Origin of the sequence: uncultured Pseudomonas sp. (assembly GCF_913777995.1) — a bacterium.
Lineage (GTDB): Bacteria > Pseudomonadota > Gammaproteobacteria > Pseudomonadales > Pseudomonadaceae > Aquipseudomonas.
Genome location: NZ_CAJYVE010000041.1, coordinates 94,759 through 113,711 on the forward strand (window position 1 = coordinate 94,759; position 18,953 = coordinate 113,711).

Sequence of the window (18,953 nt, forward strand, 5' to 3'; positions counted from 1 at the left end):
GGCACACGCCGCGGCCAGCCCCCGGGGCACAAGCTCTCTACAAGCGGCTTATGCCAAGCGCCTCACACGGTCGCGGCCTGCCCGCTCATGGCCAGGTCCAGCAGCTCACGGTTGGCCACCGCGTACATCGCGTAGTCGGTACCCGTAGCGGCACGCAACTCCACGAGCATGGCGCGCCAGCGCTCAACCATCGCCGCGTGCTGCTCCAGCCACAGAGCCAGGCGCGCTTCCAGATCCTCCGGCCCGTCCTGCATCTGCAGCACGGAGATGGTGATCGCCCGCTGCTGCCAGTCGATGTCGTCGCGGAACGCCTCGCGGGCCAAGGCCTGCCAGTTGCTCTCCACCGGCAGGCTGCTGATCTGCTGCAGGTACCAGGTGATTTCCAGGGCGCTGCCCACCGCAAAGAAGGTCTTCGCCACGTCGGCGGCGTTGTGGCCGGTCACGTCGGAAGCCTCGATGATCGGCAACAGGGTGTAGAGGTGCGTGGTACCGGCCACCATGCGCGCCAGCAGCTCAGGCACGCCCGACTCCACATAGGCCTCGTAGCGCTCCTGCCAGACGGCACGGGTGCGGCCTTCGAGCAGTTCGTCGAGCTTCAGGCCCAGCGCCGCGATATGCGGACCGAAGTGCGCCACATCACGGGCGGCATCCAGTTCGTTGCGGCGGCTGCGCAGGAACCAGCGCGTGGCGCGACGGCCCAGGCGCATCAGCTCGTCCATCAGGGTCAGCTGGATCTCGGCCGGCACCTTGTAGTCCAGTGCCTCGATCTGACGGAACCAGTGCGGCAGGTGGAAGATGTCCCGCACGATCACATAGGCTCCGGCGACCGCCGCAGCGCTCATGCCGGTGGACTCCTTCAGGCGCTGCACGAAGGTGATGCCCATGTGGTTGACCAGATCGTTGGCGATCTGGGTGCTGACGATCTCGCGCTTGAGGCGATGGTTGCGCATGGCGGCGGAATACTGCGCGCCCAGCGACGACGGGAACGCGGTCTCCATGTCACGCGCCAGGTAGTCGTCATCCGGCACGCGGGATTCCAGCAGCGCTTCCTTGAGGTCGATCTTGCTGTAGGAGATCAGCACCGACAGCTCGGCACGGGTCAGGCCATGGCCGGCGGCGACGCGCTCGGCGATCTGCTCTTCCGAAGGCAGGAATTCGATCACCCGGTCGAGCTTGCCGCGCGCCTCCAGGTCACCCATCAGGCGCTTGTACTCGGCGATGCGATCATAGGCACGCCGCGCCGCCAGCGACAGCGCCTGGGTCTGCTTGTAGTTGTTGCCCAGCACCAGGTGGCCGACTTCGTCGGTCATGCTCTCGAGCAGCTGGTTGCGCTGCTTCTGGGTCATGTCACCGGCCTGCACCACTTCGTTGATGAGGATCTTGATGTTGACCTCATGGTCGGAGCAGTCCACGCCACCAGCGTTGTCGATGAAGTCGGTGTTGGTCGCCCCGCCATGCAGGCCGAACTCGACACGGCCCAGCTGGGTCATGCCCAGGTTGCCACCCTCGCCCACCACCTTGCAGCGCAACTCGTTGCCATTGACGCGCAGCGCGTCGTTGGCCTTGTCGCCGACGTCGGCGTGGCTCTCTTCGCTGGACTTCACATAGGTGCCGATACCGCCGTTCCACAGCAGGTCCACCGGTGCCTTGAGCAACGCATTCATCAGCTCGGTCGGGGTCAGCTTGTCGGCCTTGATGTCGAAGCGTGCCTTCATCTGCTCGGTAATGGTGATGCTCTTGGCACTGCGCGGGAACACCCCGCCACCGGCGGAGATCAGGCTGGCGTCGTAGTCGGTCCAGGCCGAGCGCGGCAGGTCGAACAGGCGCTGGCGCTCGGCGAAGCTGCTAGCCGGGTCCGGATTCGGGTCGATGAAGATATGCAGGTGGTTGAAGGCCGCCACCAGTTGCAGCTTGTCGGACATCAGCAGGCCGTTGCCGAACACGTCACCGGCCATGTCGCCAATGCCGATCACGGTGATGCTGTCCTGCTGCACGTTGATATCGCGCTCACGGAAATGCCGCTGCACGCCCACCCAGGCACCCTTGGCGGTGATGCCCATCTTCTTGTGGTCATAGCCGGCCGAACCGCCCGAAGCGAACGCGTCACCCAGCCAGAAGCCGTAGTCCAGGGCGATGCCGTTGGCGATGTCGGAGAAGGTCGCGGTGCCCTTGTCGGCTGCGACCACCAGGTACGGGTCATCATCGTCGTGACGTACCACGTTGGCCGGCGGCACCAGCGCGCCTTCCTTGAGGTTGTCGGTGATGTCCAGCAGGCCGGAGATGAAGATGCGGTAGCAGGCGATGGCCTCGGCCTGCACTTCGTCACGGCTGCCGGAAGCCGGCAGACGGCGCGGTACGAAACCACCCTTGGCACCCACCGGCACGATCACCGAGTTCTTCACCTGCTGCGCCTTGACCAGGCCCAGCACCTCGGTGCGGAAGTCTTCCTCGCGGTCCGACCAGCGCAGGCCGCCGCGAGCCACGTTGCCAAAGCGCAGGTGCACGCCCTCGACGCGCGGCGAATAGACGAAAATCTCGAATTTCGGCACCGGCTTTGGCAGTTCGGGAATCAGGCGCGGGTTGAACTTGAAGCTGAAGTAGCTCTTGTTCTGGCCATTGGCGTCGGTCTGGTAGAAGTTGGTGCGCAGGGTGGCCTTGATGAGGTCCAGGTAGCGACGCAGGATGCGGTCTTCGTTGAGCACCTGGACGTCGTCCAGGGCGGTGAGGATCGCCTGCTCCAGGCGCAGTTGCTTGTCATCGAGGTCTTCGCTGGCCAGCTTGCGCGCCAGGTAGAAGCGGGTCTTGAACAGCCGGGTCAGCTCGCGGGCGATCTCGGTGTGGTTGTTCAGGGTGCTGGCGATGTAGCCCAGGTCGAAGCCCAGGCGGATCTGCTTGAGGTAGCGCGCATAGGCACGCAGCAGAGCCACGTCGCGCCACGGCAAGCCGGCAGTCAGCACCAGGCGGTTGAAGGCGTCGTTCTCGGCATCACCGCGCACGATGTGCACGAAAGCGTCCTGCAAGACGTCGTTGAGCTGCTGGATGTCGAGGTCCAGGCCTTCGGCGTAGGTGAAGGCGAAGTCGTGGATCCAGAACTCACGGCCATCGACATGCTGCAGGCGATAAGGGAATTCGCCGAGCACGCGCAGGCCGAGGTTCTCCAGGATCGGCAGCACATCGGACAGCGCCAGCGGGGTATCGGCGTGATATAGCTTGCAGTGCAGCTGCTGGCGGCGGCCGGCGAGTGGCTGGTAGAAGCTCATCACCAGCGGGTTGCTCTCCGACAGGCTCAGCACGTGCTGCATGTCGACTACCGCCGAATGCGCGGCGAAGCGCTCGCGGTAGCCGGCCGGGAAACCTTTCGGGAAGTCTTCCAGCACGTTGGTGCCCTGGGCCTCGCCGAAGCTTTCGATGACCAGGCTGGCGTAGTCGTCCTTCCAGGAACGGCAGGCCTGGATGACCTCGTTCTCCAGCTGCACGGGGTCGATATCCAGGGTGATCTTCGGATCGACGCGCAGGATCAGCTGCACGCGGGCCAGCACCGACTCGGAGAAGAAGGTCCAGAATTCGCAGTCACTGGCCTTGAGGCGATCCATCAGCACCTGCTGGATCTTCTGCCGCACTTCGGTGGAGTACACGTCGCGCGGGACATAGGCCAGGCAGTAGCAGAAGCGCCCGTACGGGTCCTTGCGCAGGAACACGCGAATCTTGTTGCGTTCCTGGATCTGCACGATGGACATCACGGTGCCGAACAGCTCGTCGACCGGGGTCTGGAACAGGTCGTCACGCGGCAGCACTTCGATGACCTGGGCCAACTCCTTGCCCAGGTGGGCCTTGGCGTCGAAGCCGGAGCGGCGCTCGATCTCCGCGACCTTGCGACGGATATAGGGAATGCGGTGCACGTTCTCGCCATACACCGACGAGGTGTACAGCCCCATGAAACGACACTCCTTGACCACCTTGCCCGCCGCGTCGATCAGGCGGATCGACACGTAGTCGGGATAGGCCGGGCGGTGTACACGGCTGGGCAGTGCAGCCTTGGCGAACGACAGCAGGGTGGGCTCCTGCAGGTACTTCACCGCGTAGTCTTCGATATGCAGGTCTTCGCTGCTGAGCCCCACGCGCAACAGTTTGGTCAGGCCAAGGAACGACGAAGGATCGTACTCGATGTGGCCGCCGTCGGCTTCCAGGCGCACCTGGAACTCTTCGTAGCCCAGGAAGGTGAAATGGTTGTCCAGCAACCACTGCAGGAAGATCTTGACCTCGTCGACCTCCTCCGGGTCGATGCCATGCGCGCCGGCGTCGATGGCCGCCAGGACATCGTGGACCCGTGCCTTCATCGGCTCGAAGTCCTCGACGGCTACGCGCACTTCGCCGAGCACCTGCTCCAGTTCGCGCGCCAGAGCGCTCAGCTCACTGGCATTGGAACTACGGTCGATCTCCAGGTACATCAGCGATTCCTGCAGCACGCCCTCGCCGATGGTGCCCTTGGGCAGCACTTCCAGCAATTCGCCCTGGGCGCCGCGTCGCACGCTCAGGACGGTGGTCTGCAGGGTGTGGATGCTATAGCTGCGGCGGTTCAGCTCGGTGCGTACCGAGTCGACCAGAAAGGGCAGGTCGTGATGCAGCACCTCGACCACCGTGTGGGTGGACTGCCAGCCGTGGCGCTCGTAATCGGGGTTGTAGACCCGTACCTGGGGTTTGTCGTGTTCGAAGCGTTCGAGCAGCCGCCAGGCTGAAAGGGTGCAGCCCGCCAGGTCGGAAAGGCGACGCTGGGTCAATTCGTCAAGGGAAATGATGCCGAAGAATTGCTCGGCGAACAGCGCCACTTGTGGCAGTGCCTGTTCGCTGATGTGCTGCGCCAGGGCCGCTTGCAGTTGATGCTGGAAGTCGGCCTTGCTGGCTGCGGTGAAGAACGCCATCGATGTTACTCCGCTTTGGCTTTTTTAGAAGGAGACGGGCTTTTTGCCACGATCCGTGGGTCGACAGGATCGAGTGTAGAAGTAAACGGGCGATGCTCAGGGGACCGAGGTGTTTCAATGCCATTTCCGAGAACTGCGTCAGAAAGCGCGCCGGGCCTGTCAGGCAGGGCATGCGACCGTTTGTCGCCGGTCAGCTTAACGACAGCGGTCCATACAGGGCTTACAAGGCTGCGACATATTCGGTCATCGACTAGCAGACAGGTAACGGGCCAAGGGCCACGGCAGCAGCCGGAAAACACCATGGCGACGTTAGGAAAAGTTCATTAGGGACTGGCACAATTACCGACCTTGCCGCCTCGATCAGGATTTCGACATGCTCATCAACACGCCTTGGCTCATCGCCAACCCCTGCGACGACGAATACGACGACATGGCCATGCTGTGCTGTCATGGCGACAACGGCGAGCTGTTCTCGCTGAGCCGTTTCCCTGACGAAGCCCAGGTGGAAGTCAGTGTCGGCGACGAGCGCAGCCTGGCGGTCGGCAGCCTCAGGGTGACCCTGGAGCCGGCACGCCTGCTGATCGAACTGGAGCCGGGCGACGCGGCCAGCCTGACCGGGCCGGAACCTGTAGAAATCCGCCACGCCACCGATGCCGACGACCTCGCCGAAGTCGACAGCACGCTGCGCATCATCCTGGCGGGTGTCGGTACATATGTCAGCCAGATCACCTGAAGCGTAAGGGTAAAGTCATGGGGCACTGCCTGCCAGGAGATCGCCATGCCCCCCTACCGCTTCGACGCCCACTGCCACATCTTCGACCCGCACTTTGCGCTGCAGGCCTCCTGCGCCCCCCTGCCGGCAGCCTTCACCTGCGACGACTATCGCGCCAGGGTGACACCGCTGGGTTTCACCGGTGGTGCCGTGGTGGCAACGCCTGCCCAGGGCTGGCGCCAGGGTCACCTGCTCGACGCCCTGCGCCGGCTCGGCCCAGGGTACGTCGGGGTCGCTCGACTGCCGCTGAACGTCGGTAACAGTGAGCTGGACACCCTCAACGGTTTCGGCGTGCGCGGCCTGCGCCTGACCCTCAAGCGCGGCGCCAGCGTAGCGCCCGAGCAGTGCCTGGCACTGGCCCGACGCGTTCACCAGCACACCGGGTGGCACGCCGAAGTCACCCTCGATCCACGTGAACTGGCCGACTTCGAAGAGAGCCTGGCGCAGTTGCCGGCCCTGTGCCTGGACCTTCGCGTACTGGCACGCGGCTGCCTGCCCAGCCTGCTGCGCCTGGTCGAACGCGGCGCGCGCATCAAGCTCTTCGGCATCGGGCGTCTCAACGCCAGCTGCACGGCCCTGCTCGACGACCTGTACAGCGCCAACCCGCAGGCGCTGATGTTCGGCAGCGGCCTGCCATCGGCGGACAGCACGACAGCCGCTGTGCAGCGTGACCTCGACACGCTCAGCGAGGTGCTGGGTGAAGCGGCGCTGCCCAGGTTGCTGTGGCACAACGCGGCACAACTCTACCGGGTGCAGCCCTTCTAGCCGGCCCCAGGGTGCGAGCGGCGCAGCTCCCGAGAAGCGACATGCCAAAAAAGCCCCGGCGCCATTAGTCGATCAGGCCCCGGATGGATTAAAGTAACGCCCCCAGCCAGGGTTCTGTCGTGCAGGCCAGCGAGCGTCGCTCAGGCACGCCTCACCCGCTCGCCCCCCCTGGCCGTCATTCGCCAGACCGGTATCACCTTGCCAGGAATCCTCACCGATGGAACATCGTGAAGCGCTGATCGCGCTGCGAAGCTTTCTTTCAACCCAGATCCTCGGTCAGGACAAGCTGATCGACCGGCTGCTGATCGCCCTGCTCGCCGACGGTCACATGCTGGTCGAAGGTGCACCAGGGCTGGCCAAGACCAAGGCCATCAAGGAACTGGCCGAGGGTATCGAGGCACAGTTCCACCGTATCCAGTTCACCCCCGACCTGCTGCCGGCCGACATCACCGGCACCGAGATCTACCGCCCCGAAACCGGCAGTTTCGTATTCCAGCAGGGTCCGATCTTTCACAACCTGGTCCTGGCCGACGAAATCAACCGCGCGCCGGCCAAGGTGCAGTCGGCGCTGCTCGAAGCCATGGCCGAACGCCAGGTCAGCGTCGGGCGCAGCACCTACGACCTGTCGCCACTGTTCCTGGTGATGGCCACCCAGAACCCCATCGAGCAGGAAGGCACCTACCCGCTGCCCGAGGCGCAGCTCGATCGCTTCCTGATGCACGTCAAGATCGGTTTCCCGGATGCCGCCGTGGAACGCAAGATCCTCCAGCAGGCCCGTGGCGAGGCGCTCAATGGTGAAACCAAGCCGGAGCGACGGGTCAGCCAGCAGGCGATCTTCGCTGCACGCAAGGAAATCCTCGGCCTGTACATGGCCGATGCGGTGGAGGAATACCTGGTGCAGTTGGTCATGGCCACCCGCACCCCGGCCAAGTTCGACCCGGAACTGGCCGAGTGGATCGGCTATGGCGCCAGCCCGCGCGGCTCGATCGCCCTCGACCGCTGCGCCAGGGCCCATGCCTGGCTGGCCGGGCGTGACTTCGTCAGCCCCGAGGACATCCAGGCGGTGCTGTTCGACGTGCTGCGCCATCGCATCATCCTGTCGTTCGAGGCCGAGGCAGCCGGCATCGACCAGGACCGCGTGACCCAGCGCATCCTCGACGTCGTGGCTGTCGCCTGAGACCATGCCGTCTTCTTCCGTCATCCAGCCGGGTATCCGGGTCAGCCTGCACGAGCTGATCGAGATGCGCCATCGCGTGCGCGAGGTGCAGCTGTTCTCGACCCCGACCCGGCGCAGCCCGCTGATCGGCCTGCACCACTCCAAGCTGCGCGGGCGCGGCGTGGACTTCGACCAGGTGCGGGTCTACCAGGCGGGCGACGACGTACGCAACATCGACTGGCGGGTCACCGCACGCACCCAGGAACCCCACACCAAGCTGTTTCACGAAGAGCGCGAACGGCCGATCTTCATCATGGTCGAGCAAAGCCGACGGCTGTTCTTCGGCTCCGGGCTGATGTTCAAGTCGGTCCTGGCGGCCCAGGCCGCTGCCCTGCTCGGCTGGGCGGCGCTGGAGCACAACGACCGGGTCGGCGGCCTGGTGTTCGGCGACCACGAGCACTACGAGATCAAGCCGCGACGCAGCAAGCAGAGCCTGCTGCAACTGCTCAACCGCCTGGCACGGGTCAACCAGTCGCTGCATACCGAACTCGCCGCCGAGCGCGATGCCTTCGGTACGGCCTTGCGCCGGGCGCGGGAGGTGCTGCGCCCTGGCAGCCTGGTGATCGTGCTGTGCGACGAGCGAGCCCTGAGCGAGGGCGCCGAACAACAATTGAGCCTGCTGTCACGGCATTGCGATCTGCTGTTGCTGCCACTTTCCGACCCGCTGGACCGCGCCCTGCCCGCTGCCGGCCTGCTGCGCTTCGCCGAGCGCGGTGCACAGCTGGAGCTTGACACCCTGGATGCCGACCTGCGCCGCAACTACCGCGCCCAGGGCGAAGCCCGCTGCGCACGCTGGGAACGCCTGGCGCAGAAGCTGCGCGTCCTGCTGATGCCGCTGAGCACGCAGACCGACCTGGTCGAGCAATTGCGGGAATTTCTCAACGCCCGGCGGCCGGTGAAACAGCCATGAATCCTCTCGACCAGCTGCAACCGCTGATCTCCCCGCCGCTGCCCGGCTGGTGGCCGCCCGCGCCAGGCTGGTGGCTGTTGCTCGCCCTGCTGCCGCTGGCCGCCTGGGGCCTGTCGCGCCTGTACCGGGTATGGCGCAGCCGCTCGCCACTGCCACGCGCCGAACAGCCATTGGACCCGCTGCGGGTGGCTGCGCTCGCCGAACTGGCCAGCCTGCCCAAACCCTATGACGCGGCACCGGCCGGCGCCTGGCTGCAGCAGATCAACGGCCTGCTCAAGCGCCTGTGCCGCAACCAGTACCCACAAAGCCAGAGCCATACCCTCAACGGCCGCCAGTGGCTGGCGTTTCTCGACAACCGCTGCCCGGCCGCCGGCCTGACCCGCTGGATGGTACTGGTCGAAGGCGCCTACAAACCCGAATGCAAGCTTGACGACAAGGCCATCAATGGCCTGACCCAGTCCGTCGAAACCTGGATCCGCAAGCATGTTTGAGTTCGCCTGGCCCTGGGTCTTCACCCTGCTGCCGCTGCCCTGGTTGATGCGCGTGCTGCTGCCGCCCGCCGACAACGGCGAAGCGGCGCTGCGGGTCAGTTTCATCAGCGAACTGGAAAGCCTGAAAGGCCGTCGCGCCAGGGCCAACCTGCCGGCCTGGCGCCTGCGCGCGCCATTGCTGCTGATCTGGCTGCTGCTGCTGGCGGCGGCGGCGCGCCCACAATGGCTGGGCGAGCCGCTGCCCATCGCCGCCAGTGGCCGCGACCTGCTGGTAGCGGTGGACGTTTCCGGCTCCATGGATTACCCCGACATGCAGTGGCAGGGCGAGGATGTCAGCCGTCTGGCGCTGGTGCAGCAACTGCTCGGCGACTTCCTCGAACACCGTGAAGGCGACCGGGTCGGCCTGATCCTGTTCGGCAGCCAGGCCTTCGTGCAGGCACCCCTGACCTTCGACCGGCACACCGTGCGGGTCTGGCTGGATGAAGCGCGCATTGGCATTGCCGGCAAGAACACCGCCATCGGCGATGCCATCGGCCTGGCGCTCAAGCGCCTGCGCCAGCGCCCCGCCGAAAGCCGGGTGTTGGTGCTGGTTACCGACGGCGCCAACAATGGCGGGCAAATCGACCCGGTGACCGCCGCACGCCTGGCCGCCGACGAGGGCGTGCGCATCTACCCCATCGGCATCGGCGCCGACCCTGACAACGGCGGCATCCAGAGCCTGCTCGGGCTGAACCCCAGCCTGGACCTCGACGAGCCGACCCTGCAGCGCATCGCCCAGCTCACGGGCGGGAAATACTTCCGCGCCCGCGACGGCGACCAGCTCGAACGTATCCGCACCACCCTCGACGCCCTGGAGCCCGTCGCCCAGCAGCCGACCCAGGCACGCCCCGCCCACCCGCTGTATGCCTGGCCTCTGGCCGTGGCGGTGCTGCTGAGCATGCTGTGGGTGATCGTCGAGCTGTGGCCGAACAACGCCGTGCAGCGCCTGCGCAGCCGCCTGGGCCAGGCCGCGGCTGCCCTGCGGCTGCGCCTGAAGCGTCCGGGAGGCCGACCATGAGCGCGCTCTGGCCGCACTGGCTACGCCCCCTGTGGCTGCTCGCCGTGCCGCTGCTGGCCTGGCTGCTGTGGAAGCTCTGGCACCGCCAGAAGCGCGCCGGGCGCTGGCAGATGCTGCTGCCGCCGGCCTTTCACCATGTCCTGCTCAACGGCGGCAGCGGGCGCGGCAGCAAGCAGCCCTGGCTGGTGCTGGGGCTGGCCTGGCTGCTCGCGGTCCTGGCCCTGCTCGGCCCCAGCTGGCAGCGCATCGAACAGACCGGGCAGAAACCCGTCGACCCACTGGTGGTGGTGCTGGAACTGACCCCACAGATGCTCGCCGCCGACACCCAGCCCAGCCGTCTGGAATACGCCCGCCGCAAGCTGCGCGACCTGCTGCAGGCGCGCAGCGAAGCACAGACCGCCATCGTGGTCTATTCCGGCAGTGCACATACCCTGGTGCCGCTGTCCGATGACCTGGGCACCAGCCAGAACCTGCTGGAAGCGATCCGCCCATCGATCATGCCCAGCGTCGGCCAGCGCGCCGACCTGGGCATCGGCAAGGCCCTGGCCCTGCTGCGCCAGGCCGATCTCGGCCAGGGCCGGATCCTGCTCATTGCCTCGGACCTCAATGCCCAGGAACGCCAGGGCATTCTCGCGCAACTGCGCGGCCAGGCGCCGGCGTTGAGCATTCTGGGCATCGGCACCGCCGAGGGCGCACCGGTGACCCTGGAGAACGGCGGCCTGCTGCGCGACGAAAACGGTGCGATTCTGGTGGCCCGCCTGGACAGCGCCGGACTGCGGGATTTCGCCGCCGAAACCGGCGGCCGCTATCGCCAGGCACGTCCTGACCTGGAAGACCTGCGCGACCTGGGTCTGCTCGACGGCCCGCAACAGATGAACCGCGACGGGCGCCTGGTGCATCTCGACCGGCGCGCCGACCAGGGTTACTGGCTGCTGCTGCCGCTGCTTCTGCTGGCAGCCTGCGCGGCACGCCGCGGCTGGGTCTTCGCCCTGGCCCTGTGCTGCCTGCTGCCACGCCCGGCCATGGCCTTCGATTTCCAGGACCTGTGGCTGCGCCCCGACCAGCAGGGCCAGCGTCTGCTGCAACAGCAGCGCCCGGCCGAGGCAGCCCAGCACTTCGAGGACCCGCGCTGGAAAGCCATCGCACTGTTCGACGCCGGCGACTATTCCGGCGCCGCCGATTACTTCGCCAAGGGCGAGACGGCCACCGACCACTACAACCGAGGCAACGCCCTGGCCATGGCCGGTGAACTGGAAGCCGCACTGGACGCCTATGACCAGGCCCTGGAACGCCAGCCGGACTTCGCGGCCGCACAGATCAACCAGACACTGGTGCGCCAGGCCCTGGAACAGCGGCAGCCGTCCCAGGACAAGGACCAGCAACCCGCCCCGAGCGAAGACAACGAGCCACCACCAGAATCGGCAGCACAGCAGCAGGACGCCGCGCGGCAGCAGGACCCGGCGCAGACCGACAGCGCCACGCAGGATGACAGCGAGGCGGCGGCCAAGGCCGAAGGCAGACCGGCCGACAGCGATGCCCTGGACGCCGCCGACGACACCACGCGTCCGCCGGTGCCGATGCCCGATGCGCCGCTCGACGGCGAGCGGCGCCAGGCCCTGGAACACTGGCTGCGGCAGATTCCCGACGATCCGGGTGAACTGCTGCGCCGCAAGTTCCGTTTCGAACAGCAACACCAGGAAAACAGCCGATGAGCCGCGCCTCTTCTTCGTTGACCGGCCTGCTGCTGTGGCTGGCCCTGTCCTCCAGCCAGGCGGCAGAACTGACCGCCCAGGTCGACCGCACCCGCCTGAATGCCGGCGAAACGGTGGAGCTGACCCTGGAAACCCACGACGTCACCCAGTTCGGCAAGCCCGACCTGAGCGTCCTGGACCAGGCCTTCGAGGTCCGCGACACGCGCCAGGTCAACAGCCTTACCACCCTGGACGGCACCAGCCAGGCCAACACCCGCTGGCTGATCACCCTGTTGCCCCGGCATACCGGCAGCGTCGAGATTCCCCCGGTACAACTGGGCGACTCACGCAGCCAGCCGGTGATCCTCCAGGTGCTGCCCGGCAATGCCCAGGAAACCGGCAACGAGCTGGCGCCGGTGTTCATCGAGGCCAGCCTCGACAAAGACACCGTCTACGTCCAGGCGCAGGCCGTGCTGACCCTGCGCATCTACCATTCGGTATCACTGTTCGACGACAGCAGCCTGAGCCCGCTGCAACTGCCCGATGCGCGCATCGAGAAGCTCGGCGATACGCCACTCACCTACGAAAAGCTCATCAACGGCATCCGCCATGGGGTGATCGAGACCCGCTACGCCATCTACCCGCAGCAGAGCGGACGGCTGAAGATTCCCGCGCTGGTGTTCAGCGCCACCCAGGTGCAGACCAACAGTGCCGCCGGCCCCGGCCAGCAGCAGGCACTCAACCCCTATGGTCCGCAACCGGGCAAGGCATTGCAGGTCAGCTCGGCGGAGATCAGCCTGCAGGTCAAGCCGCGTCCTGACGTATGGCCCGCCGACCGCCCGTGGCTGCCGGCCAGCGCGGTGAATCTCGAAGAAAGCTGGAACCCCGACACCACCCACCTGCAGGCCGGCGATTCGGTGACCCGCACCCTGACCCTCAAGGTCGAGGGGCTGTCCGCCTCGCAGTTGCCGCCGCTGCCCGAACAGGACCTGCTCGGCCTGCGGCGCTACCCGGACCAGCCGCAACTGAGCAACCAGCCCGGCGAGCGCGGGTTGACCGGCAGCCGCAAGGAAAGCGAAGCCCTGGTGCCCAACCGTCCCGGCAGCATCGACCTGCCGGCCGTGGAACTGACCTGGTGGAATACCCGCGAAGACCACATCGAACACAGCAGCCTGCCGGCGCGCACCCTGGAGGTGAGTGCCAATCCCGGGCTGGCGGTGGATACGCCGGTAGGCGGCGAGCAGGGCCTGCTGCCTGCCTGGCTGTGGCTCTGGCAGCTGAGCACGCTGTTCTTTGCCTGCACCACCCTGCTGGGCCTGTGGCTCTGGTGGCGGGCCCGCGGCCTGCCGGCCGTGGCACGTGCAGCGCAGGCCGGCCCCAGCCCGCGCAGCGTACTGGACGACCTCAAGCGCGCCTGCCTGGCCAACGACCCACAGGCCACCCGCCAGGCCCTCGACGCCTGGGCGCGCCAGCAACCCGAGACCCTGGCGGACATGGCGGCGCGTTTCGTACCGCTGTCCGACGCCCTGGATGGCCTCAATGGCGCGCTGTACAGCGAGACGGGCCAGCTGTGGCTGGGCGACGAACTGTGGCGGGCGATCCGCAGCCTGCCGACCGTCGAGCACGCCGAGAATTCCGGCGGCGATGCCGGGCTGCCGCCGCTGTACCCGAAATGAATGTCGGTCGCGCCGCCCCAAGCGCTGGGCGGCGCGACCGCTCCGTATGATCGACAAGGTAATGCCATGCGTCTGTTCCACACCTCCGACTGGCATCTGGGCCAGCACCTGCATGGCCAGGAACGCGACTTCGAGCATCAGGCCTTCCTGGCCTGGCTGCTGGCCCGCCTGGCCGAGCGACGCCCCGATGTACTGCTGATCGCCGGCGACATCTTCGACACGGTCAACCCGCCGGTAAAAGCCCAGGAGCGCCTCTACGAGTTCATCGTCGACGCGCACGAACAACAGCCAGCGCTGACCATCGTGATGATCGCTGGCAACCACGACTCCGGCTCACGCATCGAGCTGCCCGCCCCGCTGATGCGCCGCCTGCACACCCACGCCCTGGGCCGGGTGCTGTGGCTGGATGACGGCACGCTGGACACCGAGCGTCTGCTGGTGCCGCTGCCCGACACCAGCGGCGAGGTACGCGCCTGGTGCCTGGCCCTGCCGTTCCTGCGCCCGGCGGAAGTCACCGGTGCCCAATTGGGCGACGACTACCTGCAGGGCATTGCCCAGGTGCACCGGCAACTGATCGAGGCCGCGCAAGCCAGACGCGATGCGGGTCAGGCGCTGATCGCCATCAGCCACGCGCACATGGCCGGCGGCAGCGTCTCCGAAGACTCCGAGCGCAGCCTGATCATCGGCAACGCCGAAGCCCTGCCAGCCAGCCTGTTCGGCGAACAGATCACCTACGTGGCCCTCGGGCACCTGCACAAGCCGCAGCAGGTCAACGGCGAAACGCGGATCCGCTACAGCGGCTCGCCGATTCCGCTGTCATTCTCGGAAATCGGCTACAAGCACCAGATTCTGGAAATCACCTGCGACGGGGAGCGACTGGTCAGCGTCGAACCGCTGCTGATCCCCCGTGCCGTGCCCTTGCAGCGCCTGGGCCCGGCGCCCCTCGACGCCTTGCTGGAGCAGTTGCAGGCCCTGCCGAACGTCGACCTGCTCGACGAACCGGAACGTCAGCCCTGGCTGGAGGTGCGGGTGCTCCTCGACCAGCCGCAGCCGGACCTGCGCAGCCGCATCGAGGCGGCGCTGCAGGGCAAGGCGGTACGCCTGGTGCGCATCGCCGCCGAGTACGCCGGCCAGGCAGGCGCCCCGGAAGGCAGCGACGCTGAGCTGATCGCCCTCGAACAACTGACGCCTCAGGAACTGTTCCGTCGCGCCTGGCTGGACAACTACGGCAACGAGGTCGACACCCAGACCCTGGACGACTTCGCCACGCTGCTGCGGGAAGTGCAGGAGGAGCAGGCATGAAGATCCTCGCCATTCGCCTCAAGAACCTGGCCTCGCTGGCCGGTCCCTTCGAAGTGGACTTCACCGCCGAGCCGCTGGCCAGCGCCGGGCTGTTCGCCATCACCGGCCCCACCGGCGCGGGCAAAAGCACCCTGCTCGACGCCCTGTGCCTGGCACTGTTCGGGGCCGTGCCACGGCTCAGCCGGGTCGGTCAGTCCAAGGTGCCGGACGTCGACGGCGAGATCACCACCAGCGACCCGCGCACGCTGCTGCGTCGTGGCACTGGCAGCGGCTACGCCGAGGTGGACTTTGTCGGCATCGACCAGCGCCGTTATCGAGCCCGCTGGGAAACCAACCGGGCCCGCGACAACGCCAGCAAGAAGCTGCAGGCCAGCCGGCAGATCCTCACCGACCTGGACAGCGGACAGCTGCTGAGCAACCAGAGCAAGCGTGAATTCGAGCAACTGATCGAGCAGCGCCTGGGCCTGAACTTCGAACAGTTCACCCGCGCCGTGATGCTGGCGCAGAGCGAGTTCAGCGCCTTCCTCAAGGCCGACGACAAGGAACGCAGCGAACTGCTGGAAAAGCTCACCAACACGGCGATCTACAGCCAGTTGGGCAAGCGTGCCTTTCTCAAGGCCAACGAGGCCCGCAAGGCCCTCGAAGAGCTGAGCCTGCAGGCCACCGGCATCGCCCCCCTGACCGCCGAGGCGCGCACCGAACTGGACCAGCAACTGGCCCAGGCCCAGGCGCAGCTGAAAACCCAGCACGCCCAATTGAAGACGCTGGAACAGCAGCAGCAGGCGCTCCTGGAGCAAAGCCGCCTGGAAGATGAAGCCCAGGCCGCGCGCGAACAGCTGCACAGCGCCGAGCAGCACGGCCAGCAACTGGCTGGCGAGCGCCATACCCTGGAACAGCTCGAGCGCCTCGGGCCGCAGCGGCATCGCTTCGCCCGCCAGGCGACGCTGACCACGCAGCTGTCGCCGCTGGCCCGTTCGATCGCTCAGCAACGTGCTGAACAACAGCACATGGACGAACTGCGTCAACGCCTGCAGGCCGACAGCGACGCTGCCCAGGCCGCTTTGCTCGCCGCTCAGCAACAGGCTGGGGAGGCACGCGGGCCGCTGCAGCAGGCGTTCGAGCTGCAGAACACCCTGAGGCACCAGGCCAAGGCCCTGCAAGACCTCCAGGCGACTTGCCAGCAGAGCGAGCAGCAAATCCAAGAGGCCCGGCAGGGCCTTGAAGACCTGCAGGAGCGCCAGCAGCAGGCCGACCAGCGCCTGACCACGGTCGCCGAACGCCTGCAGCTCAGCGTCTCGCTGGCGGCCCTGGTCCAGGGCTGGAGTGCCTGGGAGGACCGTTTCCAGTCGCTGATTCAGGCCGCCAACCGCTGGCGCCATGGCCAGCAGGAACTACCTGCCCTGGAGCAGGCCGCTCATCGCGCTGCCGAACGCCTGGCCGAACGCAGTGAAGCCCTGCAGTTGCTGTACCGCGAAGCCGACTGCGAAGTCGAGGCAGTGCCCGAACAGTTGCAATTGCTCGGCGAACTGCTGCAGGACAACCGCCGCCAGTGCCGTGTGATCGAGGACCTCAAGCGGCTGTGGAGCAACCATCAGGATCTGCAGCGGCAGCACCAGAGCCTGGGCGAGCAGTTGCGTAGCGCGGCAGAGGAGCGTGAGCAGCTGGCCAGCGCCGGAAGCGCGCTGAATGAACAGCTCAAGCAGGCCGAACAGGCTTTCAGCGTCACCCGCGAGCTGCTGGAGCGCCAGCGCCTGGCGCGTAGTGCCAGCGTGGAAACCCTGCGCAACCAGCTGCAGGACGACCAGCCCTGCCCGGTGTGTGGCAGCGTCGAACACCCCTGGCATCAGCCCGAAGCCCTGCTGCAGGGCCTGGCGGAGTTCGACGACAACGAACTGGCCCAGGCCGAACAGGCCGTAGAGCGCTTCAAGGAGCGCCGCAGCCAGCTGCGTGAGCAGTACGGGGTATTGACCGCGCGCATGAAGGACCTGCTGGGCCAGCAGGAGCAGGTGCAAGGCCAGCTGCAGGCGCTGGACGACAGCCTGCACCAGCATGCACAGGCCAATACGCTGCTGCAGGTCGGCGCCGAACAGCGCGCGGACTGGCTGGAACGTCAGCACCAGCAGTTGGAACAGATCGTCGCTAAGGATGAACAACGCCAGCAGGCCCTGCTCGATCTGCAACGCCATGCCGCCAGCCTGCAACGCCAGCGCCAGGAAGCCGAGCAGGCCAGCCAGCAGGCCCGGCAGCTGCTGGACGACCAGCAGCGTCAGCTCGGCGCTGACCGCACGCGTCTCGACGAAGCGCTGGGAGCACTGGCATCGTTACTGCCCGCCGAGACCCTGCAGGCGCTGCATGACGACACCTCGGCCACGGTGATGCGCCTGCAGCAGCAGGTTGCCGAGCGCCAGGCCCTGCTGGAGCAGCAGCGCGATGAAGAGCAGGAGCGAGAGCAACGGCAGAAGGCCCTCGAAAAACAGCAGCAGGCCCAGGACAGCCTCACACAACGCCATACCCAGCTGCAGCAGCAGGTACAGCAGCTGGACGAGCAGCAGCAGGCCACGCGTTCGGCGCTCAGCGCCCTGCTCGGCCAGCAAGCCAGCGCCGAGCACTGGCAGCAAGCCCTCGAACAGGCCGTGGAGCGGGCCCGCAGTGCACAGGCACAAGCCGCCCAGGCCCTGCAGGAACACCAGGCGCGAGCCATCCAGCTGGCCGCCGAACTCAAGGCCAGTGAACAGCAGCACCAGGCTCTGCAGGAGGAGCAGGCCGGGCTCAGCGAACAGTTGAACGCCTGGCGCGCCCAGCACACGGAGCTGGACGACACGACGCTGCAGCGCCTGCTGGAATTCGACGACGCCCACCTCGAAGACCTGCGCCAGCGCTTGCAGGCCAGCGACAAGGCTCTGGAGCAAAGCCGCGTGCTGCTGCAGGAGCGCGAACAACGCCTGGCTCAGCAGCATGCCCGGCATCCCGACCTGCCCGATGCCACGGCGCTGGAGCAGGCCATGCAACAGGTACACGAGCGATGCGCGGCGCTGGACCAGCAGTGCGCCGACCTGCGCGCCCAGGTCAGTGAAGACCAGCGCCGTCAGGCCGCCAGCGCCGAGCTGCAGGCCCGCATCGAGCAGGCCAGCGCCGAGCGTCAGCGCTGGGGCCGGCTGGCCGAGCTGATCGGCTCCGCCGAAGGCGACCGCTTCCGCAAGATCGCCCAAGCCTACAACCTCGACCTGCTGGTGCTGCATGCCAATGCACAGCTGCGCCAGTTGGTACGCCGTTATCGGCTCAAGCGGGGTGGCAGCCTGCTGGGCCTGCTGGTGATGGACACCGAGATGGGCGACGAGCTGCGCTCGGTGCATTCGCTGTCCGGCGGCGAAACCTTCCTGGTGTCCCTGGCGCTGGCCCTGGGCTTGGCCTCCATGGCCTCGAGCACCCTGCGCATCGAGTCGCTGTTCATCGACGAAGGCTTCGGCAGCCTCGATCCTGAGTCCTTGCAACTGGCCATGGATGCGTTGGACGGCTTGCAGGCCCAAGGTCGCAAGGTGGCTGTGATTTCCCACGTGCAGGAAATGCATGAACGCATACCGGTGCAGATTCAAGTCCGGCGCCTGGGCAACGGCTTGAGTGACGTTGAGGTGTGCGGTTGATCCTCTATTCGTTTCGCCGCTGCCCGTGGGCCATGCGTGCCCGGCTTGCGTTGCGCTATGCCGGCTGCGAGGTGACCGTGCAGGAGGTGGCCATGAAGCACAAACCGGCCGCCCTGCTGGCACTGTCACCCAAGGGCACCGTCCCGGTGCTGGACACCGGCGATCAGGTAATCGATGAAAGCCTGGATATCATGCGCTGGGCACTGGCGCAGAACGACCCGCAAGACTGGCGCCTGTCGAGCTCGCCCGAAGCGGCGCAGCAAGCCGATGCACTGATCGCCGTGAACGACACCACCTTCAAGGCCCAAGTGAACCTGTACAAGTATGCCGAGCGGTATCCCCAGCAGTCACAGCACGACTACCGCGACGCGACGCTCCCCTGGCTGGAGCATCTGGAGCACCTGCTGCAAGACCGCCCCTACCTGTTGGCCGAACACCCGAGCATCGCCGACGCCGCCCTGTTGCCGCTGATCCGGCAGTTTGCCGCGGTCCAGCCCGACTGGTTTGCCACAG

At 66.7% G+C, this 18,953-nt stretch carries 12 protein-coding genes; 11 read left to right on the forward strand and 1 reads right to left on the reverse strand.

The annotated features are described in order from the left end of the window. Window positions 1-62: 62 nt before the first annotated feature. Window positions 63-4,919, reverse strand: coding sequence for an NAD-glutamate dehydrogenase (locus QZ497_RS18070; protein ID WP_295477466.1), 4,857 nt, complete (start codon window positions 4,917-4,919; stop codon window positions 63-65). A 373-nt stretch (window positions 4,920-5,292) separates the two neighbouring features. Between QZ497_RS18070 and QZ497_RS18075 the strand changes: the two genes are divergently transcribed. The 11 genes from QZ497_RS18075 to QZ497_RS18125 form a co-directional block, all read left to right on the forward strand. Further along, a complete protein-coding gene (locus QZ497_RS18075) occupies window positions 5,293-5,652 on the forward strand; it encodes a hypothetical protein (protein ID WP_295477468.1) in 360 nt (119 codons plus the stop codon). Between the two features lie 45 nt (window positions 5,653-5,697). Then, window positions 5,698-6,456, forward strand: coding sequence for an amidohydrolase family protein (locus QZ497_RS18080; protein ID WP_295477470.1), 759 nt, complete (start codon window positions 5,698-5,700; stop codon window positions 6,454-6,456). Window positions 6,457-6,673: 217 nt separating this feature from the next. Next, a complete protein-coding gene (locus tag QZ497_RS18085; protein ID WP_295477472.1) occupies window positions 6,674-7,633 on the forward strand; it encodes a MoxR family ATPase in 960 nt (319 codons plus the stop codon). Between the two features lie 4 nt (window positions 7,634-7,637). Next, window positions 7,638-8,582: a DUF58 domain-containing protein gene (locus QZ497_RS18090; RefSeq protein WP_295477474.1), complete on the forward strand. Its 945-nt coding sequence runs from the start codon at window positions 7,638-7,640 to the stop codon at window positions 8,580-8,582. Then, a complete protein-coding gene (locus QZ497_RS18095; RefSeq protein WP_295477476.1) occupies window positions 8,579-9,073 on the forward strand; it encodes a DUF4381 domain-containing protein in 495 nt (164 codons plus the stop codon). The genes QZ497_RS18090 and QZ497_RS18095 overlap by 4 nt, the downstream gene beginning before the upstream one ends. Next, window positions 9,066-10,130, forward strand: coding sequence for a VWA domain-containing protein (locus tag QZ497_RS18100; protein ID WP_295477478.1), 1,065 nt, complete (start codon window positions 9,066-9,068; stop codon window positions 10,128-10,130). The genes QZ497_RS18095 and QZ497_RS18100 overlap by 8 nt, the downstream gene beginning before the upstream one ends. After that, entirely contained in the window at window positions 10,127-11,842 is a 1,716-nt protein-coding gene (locus QZ497_RS18105; RefSeq protein ID WP_295477480.1) for a VWA domain-containing protein, read from the forward strand. The genes QZ497_RS18100 and QZ497_RS18105 overlap by 4 nt, the downstream gene beginning before the upstream one ends. Further along, window positions 11,839-13,497 (forward strand): BatD family protein, encoded by a 1,659-nt coding sequence (locus tag QZ497_RS18110; protein ID WP_295477482.1) that lies wholly within the window; start codon window positions 11,839-11,841, stop codon window positions 13,495-13,497. Before QZ497_RS18105 ends, QZ497_RS18110 begins: the two co-directional genes overlap by 4 nt. Window positions 13,498-13,563: 66 nt before the next feature. Beyond that, entirely contained in the window at window positions 13,564-14,799 is a 1,236-nt protein-coding gene (locus QZ497_RS18115) for an exonuclease SbcCD subunit D C-terminal domain-containing protein (protein WP_295477485.1), read from the forward strand. Continuing rightward, the gene (locus QZ497_RS18120) at window positions 14,796-18,440 is read left to right on the forward strand and encodes an AAA family ATPase (protein WP_295477487.1); all 3,645 of its coding nucleotides are present in this window, start codon (window positions 14,796-14,798) and stop codon (window positions 18,438-18,440) included. Before QZ497_RS18115 ends, QZ497_RS18120 begins: the two co-directional genes overlap by 4 nt. Next, the coding region (locus QZ497_RS18125) for a glutathione S-transferase N-terminal domain-containing protein (RefSeq protein WP_295477490.1) at window positions 18,437-18,953 on the forward strand (517 nt) is incomplete at its 3' end. The genes QZ497_RS18120 and QZ497_RS18125, both read left to right, overlap by 4 nt.